9 protein-coding genes and 1 pseudogene are annotated in these 9,753 nt (G+C 62.8%); 9 read left to right on the forward strand and 1 reads right to left on the reverse strand.

Going from position 1 to position 9,753, the window contains the following annotated elements:
- The first annotated feature begins 97 nt into the window (after nt 1-97).
- The 9 genes from EOD15_RS20810 to EOD15_RS20850 all read left to right on the forward strand — a co-directional run bounded on the left by EOD15_RS20810 (nt 98) and on the right by EOD15_RS20850 (nt 9,322).
- A complete protein-coding gene (locus EOD15_RS20810; protein ID WP_127408785.1) occupies nt 98-1,204 on the forward strand; it encodes an SDR family NAD(P)-dependent oxidoreductase in 1,107 nt (368 codons plus the stop codon).
- Nucleotides 1,201-2,274 carry an NAD-dependent epimerase/dehydratase family protein gene (locus EOD15_RS20815; protein ID WP_127320998.1) on the forward strand — a complete coding sequence of 358 codons (1,074 nt, stop codon included), beginning with the start codon at nt 1,201-1,203 and terminating at the stop codon, nt 2,272-2,274. Before EOD15_RS20810 ends, EOD15_RS20815 begins: the two co-directional genes overlap by 4 nt.
- Nucleotides 2,271-3,563, forward strand: coding sequence for a TIGR04295 family B12-binding domain-containing radical SAM protein (locus EOD15_RS20820; RefSeq protein WP_127320997.1), 1,293 nt, complete (start codon nt 2,271-2,273; stop codon nt 3,561-3,563). Before EOD15_RS20815 ends, EOD15_RS20820 begins: the two co-directional genes overlap by 4 nt.
- Nucleotides 3,548-4,648 carry a glycosyltransferase family 4 protein gene (locus EOD15_RS20825; RefSeq protein ID WP_127320996.1) on the forward strand — a complete coding sequence of 367 codons (1,101 nt, stop codon included), beginning with the start codon at nt 3,548-3,550 and terminating at the stop codon, nt 4,646-4,648. The genes EOD15_RS20820 and EOD15_RS20825 overlap by 16 nt, the downstream gene beginning before the upstream one ends.
- A 2-nt stretch (nt 4,649-4,650) precedes the next feature.
- The gene (locus EOD15_RS20830; RefSeq protein ID WP_127320995.1) at nt 4,651-5,781 is read left to right on the forward strand and encodes a glycosyltransferase; all 1,131 of its coding nucleotides are present in this window, start codon (nt 4,651-4,653) and stop codon (nt 5,779-5,781) included.
- On the forward strand, nt 5,778-6,872 hold the full coding sequence (locus EOD15_RS20835) for a glycosyltransferase (protein ID WP_127320994.1): 1,095 nt from the start codon (nt 5,778-5,780) through the stop codon (nt 6,870-6,872). The genes EOD15_RS20830 and EOD15_RS20835 overlap by 4 nt, the downstream gene beginning before the upstream one ends.
- Nucleotides 6,869-7,972 (forward strand): glycosyltransferase, encoded by a 1,104-nt coding sequence (locus tag EOD15_RS20840; RefSeq protein WP_127320993.1) that lies wholly within the window; start codon nt 6,869-6,871, stop codon nt 7,970-7,972. The genes EOD15_RS20835 and EOD15_RS20840 overlap by 4 nt, the downstream gene beginning before the upstream one ends.
- 23 nt (nt 7,973-7,995) lie before the next feature.
- Entirely contained in the window at nt 7,996-9,042 is a 1,047-nt protein-coding gene (locus EOD15_RS20845) for a UDP-glucuronic acid decarboxylase family protein (protein ID WP_027036338.1), read from the forward strand.
- 94 nt (nt 9,043-9,136) lie between these two features.
- A complete protein-coding gene (locus tag EOD15_RS20850) occupies nt 9,137-9,322 on the forward strand; it encodes a hypothetical protein (protein ID WP_032900517.1) in 186 nt (61 codons plus the stop codon).
- A 9-nt stretch (nt 9,323-9,331) separates the two neighbouring features.
- On the opposite strand, the pseudogene EOD15_RS20855 reads toward EOD15_RS20850, so the two are convergent.
- Nucleotides 9,332-9,753 (reverse strand): annotated as a pseudogene (locus EOD15_RS20855) (hypothetical protein); the annotation flags it as partial.

A 9,753-nucleotide genomic window follows, 5' to 3' on the forward strand; every position in this document is an offset into this window, starting at 1 on the left:
CCAACGAAGCCGGGCAAAGGAACTTTGTTGAAGCAAAGGGAACAAACCTTTTGCCGAAAAGTTCGGGGCGCCGAGGTTACTTGTCTGAGGAGTCGTCGTGAAACGCATATTGGTTACAGGAGGCTGCGGCTTCATCGGCCGGCATGTCGCACAGGAACTCGTCGAGCAGGATTATTCGGTTCGCATCCTCGATGCCTTGCTGGAGCAGGTGCATGCGGGCGAAGCCGTCGCGCTTCCCGCCGGGACCGAGCTGATCAAGGGCGATGTCCGGGACCGGGAGGCGGTCGCCAATGCGCTGGAAGGCGTTGACGCTGTCATTCATCTGGCGGCGGAAGTCGGCGTCGGGCAATCGATGTATGAGATCGCGCGCTATGTCGGCGCCAACGATCTCGGCACCGCAACGCTGCTCGATGCGCTGATCAAACACCCGGTCGAACGGATCGTCGTCGCCTCGTCGATGAGCGTCTATGGCGAAGGGCTCTATGCAACGCCAGACGGCCGGCGTATCGACAATGCTCGGCGCAAGGCGAGCGACATCAGGAGCGGGCAATGGAACCCGCTGTCGCCAGGTGGAGACGCCCTCTCGCCGCTGCCGACGGACGAAGAAAAGCCGGTCGATCTCGCCTCCATCTATGCGCTGACAAAATACGCCCAGGAACGCGCCGTGCTGATCTTCGGCGAGGCCTATGGCATCGATGCGGTCGCGCTGCGCCTGTTCAATGTCTTCGGCGCCGGCCAGGCGTTGTCGAATCCCTATACCGGCGTGCTGGCCAACTTCGCTTCGCGTCTCGCCAACGGCCAACGGCCAATGATCTTCGAGGATGGCGAACAGAAGCGCGATTTCGTCCATGTGCAGGACGTCGCCCGCGCCTTTCGCCTTGCTCTGCAGCAACGCCAGGCAAAGGGTCATGTCATCAACATCGGCAGCGGCCGCGCCTATGCGATCAGCGAAGTCGCGCGATTGCTGGCCGAGGCCATGGGGACACCGAATCGCTCGCCGGAACTGCTCGGCAGAGCCCGCTCCGGCGATATCCGCAACTGCTTCGCCGATATTTCCAAGGCCCGTGAGTTGCTCGGTTTCGAGCCGGTGCGGCAACTGGAGAATTCGCTCGGCGAGTTCGTTTCCTGGGTGCGTAACACGTCCGCCGTCGACCGCGGCGCCGACATGAAGCGCGAGCTCGAAGAACGCGGGTTGGTCTCATGAACACACGCAATCGACGCGACGCGCCGGTCGCCATCGTCGGCGGCAGCGGCTTCATAGGATCGAACCTCGCCGACAGCCTGTTGTCGGATGGCGAGCCGGTACTGGTGATCGACAATCTCAGCCGTCCGGGCGTCGAGCAGAACCTTGAATGGCTGGCGCAAAAACACGGCGGTCGCCTCACGGTGGAGACGGTCGACGTGCGAGACGCCAACGCCCTGGCGCCTGTCTTGATGGTTTCGAAGGCAATTTTCCATCTGGCCGCGCAAACCGCCGTCACCACAAGCCTGGTCCAGCCGGGCGATGATTTCGACATCAACCTTCGGGGAACGTTCAACGTTCTGGAGGCGGCGCGACTGAGCGGTGAGCGTATCCCGGTGATCTTCGCCAGCACCAACAAGGTCTATGGCAGCCTGCCCGACGTCGCGGTCCGCGAGGACGGCGATCGCTATGTGCCTTGCGACAGCGTCATCCAGACGAACGGCATCGATGAGGCTCGGGGCCTGGACTTCTGCACGCCCTACGGTTGCTCCAAAGGCGCGGCGGATCAGTATGTGCTCGACTATGCCAAATCCTACGGCATGCCGACGGCGGTGCTGCGGATGAGCTGCATCTATGGACCGCGCCAGTTCGGAACCGAGGACCAGGGCTGGGTCGCACACTTCCTGCTCAGCGCGCTGACGGGACGCCCAATCACCATTTACGGCGACGGCAGGCAAGTGCGCGATATCCTGCATGTCTCCGATGCCGTTGCCGCCTACAGGGCCGTGCTCGATCGCATCGAGACCATCAAAGGCCAAGCATTCAATCTTGGCGGCGGCCCGGAAAATGCGGTCAGCCTGCGCAGGCTGTTGAGCGAGATTCATAGCCTGACAGGCCATGAGCTTTCAATCCGCCATGATGGGGAACGCACCGGCGACCAGCCCTTCTTCGTCGCCGACACCCGCAAGATCAAAACCGCGCTTGGCTGGATGGCCCATGTTTCATGGCGCGAAGGCGTCCGCGACCTCGCCGACTGGCTGCAGCGCCATCGGCTCGAGCCTCGCCCTGAAGCCGTGAGGTACGTCGCATGAAAATCGCTTTGGTAAACCCATTCTGGACCTACGACGACAGCATCTATTTCGGCTGCCGCCAACCACATCTGCCGCTGGAACTCGGCTATTCGAAGGCCCTGCTCGAAGCCGCCGGGCATGAGGTGCTGATGCTGGATGGGCAGTTGCAGAGGCTCGATAATTCCGGTCTCTGCGAGCGGGTGGCTGATTTCGCCCCGGCGATGACCGTCGTCAGTACCGCCCCGACCTATCTGTTCTGGCGCTGCGCACCGCCGGAATTGCGTGTGCCGGCCGATTTCCTCAACCGTCTCGCCGGGCGCGGTGGACGCACGGTCGCGGTCGGGCCGCATGGCTCGGCAACGCCGGCGCCAACCTTGCGCAAGCTCGGCGTCGACATCGTCGTGCGCGGCGAATGCGAAGAAGTCGTCGAGCAACTTGCCCGGCGCGACGATTGGAGCGCCGTGCCCTCAACCGCTTATCTGCGGGATGCCAGGGTGGTTTCGAACGGCGGCGTCCACGCCAGCTCGTTCGTCGATCATCCGCCACTCGAATGGCCAGCGGACTGGATCGCAGCCCATTCGCACCACCATCACAGGTTCGATGACAATCAGGTGGGATTCGGTGCGGAAGTCGAGGCATCGCGCGGCTGTCCCTATAACTGCAGTTTCTGCGCCAAGATCGATTTCCGTGATGCCTATCGCCGTCGAAACCACGAAGCGGTGGTGGCGGAGATCGATCGGCTGATTGCCCAGGGTGTCGGCTACATCTACTTCATCGACGAAATCTTCCTGCCGCAAAAAGCGTTGCTGGAAGCCTTGGTCGATCGCGATGTGAAATTCGGCGTGCAGACCCGCATCGATCTGTGGAAGCCCGAGCTGCTGGAATTACTGGGCGCCGCCGGCTGCGTCTCCATCGAGGCCGGCCTCGAAAGCCTGACCGTCGAAGGTCGGGCAATGCTGGCCAAGCGCTGCCGGCTGGGTACCGAGGAACTCGCCGCGCTGCTCGTCGATGCCAGACGTCACGTTCCATTCGTTCAGGCCAATCTGATCGGCGTGGTCGAGGATGATCCCGCCCTGGTCGAGCACTGGCGAACCCACCTGATCGACCACGGCGTGTGGGCCAACGAACCTGTGCCTCTTTACCCGTATCCGAGTTCGCCCAGCTACCGCGAGCTTTGGGGCGAACCCGACGACCTTGCCTGGGAACGCGCCCATGACCACTACCTCGCATCTTTCCAGAAATTCAGTGACATCCAGGAGAGGCGGCCGCGGCCGCTGGCGGAACTGGAGGCGACATGTTGCGGACACTGAAGCCGCGCTCGCGGCGCATCCTGATGACCGTCGATGCCGTGGGCGGCGTATGGCGCTATGCGCTTGATCTGGCGCGCGAACTTGTGAACAGCGGCGACAGCGTGGTGCTTGCCGGCCTCGGTCCGCAACCGTCGAGGCAGCAGGCCGAGGAGGCGGAGGCTTTCACGACGCTGATCTGGTTGAATACGCCGCCGGATTGGATGACCAGCAGCGGCGGCGACCTCGACGCGCTGCCGCGGGAATTGCTTGCGCCCATGCGCGACCACGCCATCGACCTAGTCCATTTCAACGCGCCGACGCAGGCATCGGGATTCGATGCGCCATGCCCAGCCGTGGTGGTCTCCCATTCCTGCGTGACGACATGGTTCCACGCCGTCAGGGAACAGGCGGTGGATGGCGCATGGGCCTGGCAGAAGGAGCGCAACAGGCGCGGCTTGGATCGGGCCGACGCAGTCATCGTGCCGAGCCGCAGCCATGCCGACATGCTTGAGACCTGCTATGGCCCGATCGCGCGTCTGAGTGTGGTCGGAAATAGTGCAAGTCCGGTGCCGAAGACCGAAAAGCGCCAACCGCTCGTCTTCGCCGCTGCCCGCTGGTGGGACGAGGGCAAGAATGCGGCGGTGATCGACCAGGCCGCGTCGCTGACGGAATGGCCCGTTTTTGCCGCCGGTTCGATGCACGGTCCCAACGGCGGGCGTACCAGCTTCAGCTATGCTGTTCCTCTGGGAGCACTGCCGTCTCACGAGGTGCGCTCCTTGATGGCGCGCGCCGGCATTTTCGTGTCGCCATCAATCTATGAGCCATTCGGTCTGGCCGCGCTGGAAGCTGCCATGTCGGCGACGCCCCTGGTGCTTTCCGACATCGCAACCTATCGCGAACTATGGGACGGGGCCGCGATGTTCTTTGACGCGCGCAATTCCCACGACCTCGCTGCCTGCCTCAATCGTCTCTCCACTGATGCCGAGCTCAGGCGAGAGCTCGGTCAGGCAGCCATGCGACGAAGCCGCCGGTTTACACTGGCCAGGCAAGCGGCGGCCATGCGAGGCGTCTACGACAAGGCGGCCCTGGCCATGGCGGGGCGCTGACCATGCGCTTTCTGTTCTACACCCACTCGGTCGTTTCCGACTGGAACCACGGCAATGCCCATTTCCTGCGCGGTATCATGCGGGAACTGGTCGCGCGCCGGCACCAGGCGGTCGCGCTGGAGCCGTCCGACGGCTGGAGCCGTTCGAACCTGCTGGCTGAGAAGGGATCCTTCGCCATCGAACGCTTCCGCAAGGATTTCCCAGAACTGATGCCGGTGACCTACGATGCCGGGTTCGATCACGAGGCCTGGATCGCTGAGGCCGACGTTGTGATCGTTCATGAGTGGACGGATCCGGAGCTTGTCGCACGCATCGGCCGTGCCAGGGCCGCTGGCGGCAACTTCATCCTTCTGTTTCATGACACCCACCACCGGGCGGTATCGGCGACCGAGGCAATCTCGGCGCTGCGGTTGGAGCACTATGACGGCGTTCTCGCCTTTGGCGAGGCCTTGCGCGAGAGCTATCTGCGCGCCGGCTGGGGCAAGCGCGTCTTCACTTGGCATGAAGCCGCGGACGATCGCCTGTTCAAGCCACACCCGGAGATCCACCCCACGTCCGATCTGGTCTGGATTGGAAACTGGGGCGACGATGAGCGGACCGCCGAACTCAAGGAGTTTCTGATCAAGCCGGTGCGCGATCTCGGTCTCTATGCCACCGTGCACGGCGTACGCTACCCCAAGCCCGCACTTGCGGATCTGGCCACCGCCGGACTGCGCTATGACGGATGGATCGCCAATGCCGACGTGCCGAAGGCGTTCGCCGCGCATCGTGTCACCGTCCACATCCCGCGGCGCCCCTATCGTGAGGGTTTGCCCGGAATTCCGACGATCCGCATGTTCGAGGCACTCGCCTGCGGCATTCCGCTGATTTCAGCACCATGGTCCGATGTCGAGCAGCTGTTCAGGCCCGGCGTCGACTTCCTGTTCGCCCACAATGGCTCGCAAATGCGGCAACACCTGCGGGCGGTGTTGGCCGATGCGGATTTCGCGGCTTCCCTGGTGACTTCGGGTCTCGAGACCATCCGCTCGCGGCACACCTGCCAGCACCGCGTCGACGAGTTGTTCGGCGTGCTCATGGAATGCACAACCGAACATACCATCAACAAGACCACCGCAAAGGAAGCCGCCGCATGAAGATGGCATTCTATGGATCGAGCCTCTTGTCGTCCTACTGGAACGGTGCCGCGACCTACTATCGCGGCTTGCTGAAGGCGCTTGCCCAATTGGGCTACGAAATCACCTTCTATGAGGCCGACGTCTACGACCGGCAGAAGAACCGCGACATCGAGGCCCCTGACTGGTGCACTGTGGTCGTTTATGAAGCGACCCAGCACGCGTTGATGCAGGTCGCGGCACGCGCCGCCAGCGCCGACATCGTCGTCAAGGCGAGTGGCGTCGGTTTCGAGGACGAGGCGCTGCTGCGCGCCGTTCTCGACCATGCCCGCAGCGACGCGCTGGTGGTATTCTGGGACGTGGACGCTCCGGCAACCCTTGCCCAGCTGCGCGACGAACCGGACCATCCGCTCCATGGCGCCCTGCAAGAAATCGACCTTGTGCTGACCTATGGCGGCGGCGACCCCGTCGTCTGGGCCTACCGTGCCATGGGGGCGAACGAATGCGTGCCGATTTACAATGCGCTCGATCCCCAAACGCATCACCCGGTCGCCAGCAATGCGCGTTTCGCTTGCGATCTGGCGTTCCTCGGCAACCGGCTGCCGGATCGTGAGGCGCGTGTCGAAGCATTCTTCCTCGATCCCGCAAGCCAGCTGCCGAAACAGCGCTTTCTGCTCGGCGGATCGGGCTGGGGGGACAAGCCGCTTCCCGCCAATGTCGGCTGGCTCGGTCACGTTGGCACCCGCGATCATAATGCCTTCAACGTCACTCCCAAGGCCGTGCTGAACATCAGTCGCGACAGCATGGCCGTAAACGGTTTTTCACCGGCCACGCGTGTCTTCGAGGCGGCCGGCGCCGGTGCCTGCCTCATCACCGACGCATGGCTGGGCGTGGAACTGTTCCTGAAACCAGACGAGGAGATCCTGGTGGCACGGGACGGCGGCGATGTCGCCGAGATCATGCGCTCGCTGACCTCCAGTCGGGCGAAGGCAATCGGCCAGGCCGCACTTTGCCGCGTGCTGGCCGACCATACCTACGCGCTGCGGGCGGACGTGGCCGATGCCGTCTTCAAACGTCATTTCGAGCAGGGGACCGTGGAGGCAGCGGAATGACCAAGCAATTGGACATCGTCTTTCTCGGCCTGTCGCTGTCCTCGTCCTGGGGAAACGGCCACGCCACGACGTTTCGAGGCCTGCTGAAAGGTCTGCACGAACTCGGCCACCGCGTGACCTTTCTGGAGCGCGACGTGCCGTGGTACGCCAACCACCGCGATCTGCGCGACCCGGATTTCTGCGCCTTGCGCTACTACGAAACCACAGCGGAATTGCAACGCGACTACGCCCGGTGCCTGGAGCAGGCCGACATTGTCGTCATGGGCTCCTTCGTGCCGGAAGGGCGCGTGGTCATCGACATCGTCGCTTCATTTTGCAAGGGGCGCTTCTGCTTCTACGACATTGACACGCCGGTAACCGTGGCGCAGCTTTCAGCCGATGATTGCGATTATCTGAGCTGGCGGCAGATTCCGTATTTTGATGTCTACTTCTCGTTCACCGGCGGGCCGATGCTTGGCCGTCTGGTGGAGGAGTTCGGCGCGCGCCGCGCCGAACCGCTCTACTGCTCGGTCGACCCGGAACGGCACCACCGGACCGGCGATCCGATCCGCTGGGATCTCGGCTATCTCGGCACCTACAGTGCCGACCGGCAGGCAACGCTGAACGCGCTGCTGCTCGAACCAGCACGGCGTATGCCGGACCGCCGTTTCGTCGTAGCCGGCTCGCAATACCCATCCGACATCACCTGGCCGGACAATGTCGAACGCATCGAACATTTGCCGCCGGCCGATCATGCCGCGTTCTACAGCCGTCAGCGTTACACGCTGAACGTCACACGCAGTTCCATGATCGCTGCCGGATGGTCACCCAGTGTGCGCCTGTTCGAAGCGGCTGCTTGCGGCACGCCCATCATCAGCGATCGCTGGCCAGGGCTCGACAGCTTCTTTCCCGCATCGGCGATCCACAACGCCGGGGAAACGGACGATGTCATCGAAATCCTCTTCGGCGAGTCCGAGCGCACACGCCTCGCCATGGCCCGCCGGGCCCGCGAACGCGTCCTCGCATCCCACACCGGTGCGGCCAGAGCGCGCGAATTCGTGACGGCGTTGACACAGCCAAGGGCGGCGGCCCTCGATTTCGACATCGGAAGCGCAGCATGACCGGCATACAGGAGAAAACGACGATGCGACAAAAAAGAAACGCGCAAAGGGCAAAGGCAGTGCTTGTCGCCGGCGGTGCGGGATTCCTCGGTTCGCATCTTTGCGAAGCATTGCTCCGCGACGGCTGGCGCGTGATCTGCGCCGACAATTTCCTGACAGGGCGCATGGAAAACATCATCTCGATCATGGATCAGCCGGGTTTCCGATTGATCGAGCAGGACATCTGCCGGCCATTGGATCTCGGCGAGCCCGTGGATCGCATCTACAACCTGGCATGCGCTGCCTCGCCGCCGCGTTACCAGGCCGACCCGATACACACCACGCGAACCTGCGTGATCGGCACGCTCAACCTGCTCGAACTCGCTGTCCGATATGACGCGCGGCTGCTACAGGCCTCGACGAGCGAAGTGTATGGCGATCCGGAGCAACATCCCCAGAGGGAGGACTATGTTGGCCATGTGAACTGCACAGGCCCGCGCGCCTGCTACGACGAGGGCAAGCGCACTGCCGAAACGCTTTGCTTCGACTATCTTAGAGCCGGCAAAGCCGACGTGCGCGTCGCGCGCATCTTCAACACCTACGGTCCGAGAATGGATCCGGCGGACGGCCGCATCGTCTCAAACCTGATCATGCAGGCGTTAGAAAAACGTCCTCTGACGATCTTCGGCGACGGCTTGCAAACGCGGTCCTTCTGCTATGTCTCCGATCAGATCGATGGATTGAGGCGACTGATGGATATCGATCCCAATCCGGGCAAGCCGGTCAATCTGGGCAATCCCGGAGAATTCACCATCGTGCGACTGGCGGCGCTGGTGAAGGCGATGACCGGCACCAAATCGGATCTGAGATTTCTGCCGCTGCCGCAAGACGATCCTCGGCGCAGGCAGCCCGATATTTCGCGTGCAAAAGCGCTGCTCGGCTGGACACCGAAGGTGCCCCTCAACGAAGGGCTCAAGCTGACGATCGATTATTTCGCGGCGCTCGAAGGCAGCCGCATCGGCGATCAGATGACAGGCTTTGCCAAAAGAGCGAGGCCGGCATCCGGCGGGCTGCAGAACCTTCCGGCGTGATGCGAGACGGCCGCCGAATCTTTCCCGAGATCGCGCGGAACATCCGCCCAAGCTTGTGGTTTGGCGGGAGGGACCGATACGGAGGATCATCCTCATGCAACCCAAGCGACCCGCGAGGGATATCGACCAGATGGCCGAACGCGAGACGGCTGCCTATCTGCGGCGCGCCTCGATCACCTATCTCGAGTGCTGCGTCAGCTTGATGATGACGCATCTGCAGCGCGAGGAAGTGGCCACTATTCTCGAGCAGGAAGCAGACATGTTGCGAAGACTGGATTGATCGGAACGATCATATCAGGCATTCGTCCAGGAACCGTATCAGTCGCATCCTATATCGGTCTGCCGTCGCGGCGAGCCTTGCTTTTTCCCGGCCATTTTCGGATTGCGCAGCCGTGCTCCAGAGCCCGAGCTGGAATGCCAAATAGCACGGTTCGAAAAAGCCGATGTGGCCGTTGTCGATGGCAAGCTTCATTCCTTGGACCAGGGTCCTCACATCGCTGTCGGATAGCCCGTACTCGACACGGGCGCCGGCAATGTCCCACTCTATTGGCTGGCAGCCGATCAAATCGTGTGCCCGGCAATGGTCGACGGCATCTGTCTTGAGCACCCTGCCGTCGGCGCGAACGAGAAACTCCCATGGTTGGAGCTTTCCATCGATTTCAACGCGCTGCAGCCCGCTCGCGGGGGCCTGTTTCGAGAGCCAACCGCGCA

It is taken from the genome of Mesorhizobium sp. M7A.T.Ca.US.000.02.2.1 (assembly GCF_003996995.1).
Taxonomy (GTDB): domain Bacteria; phylum Pseudomonadota; class Alphaproteobacteria; order Rhizobiales; family Rhizobiaceae; genus Mesorhizobium.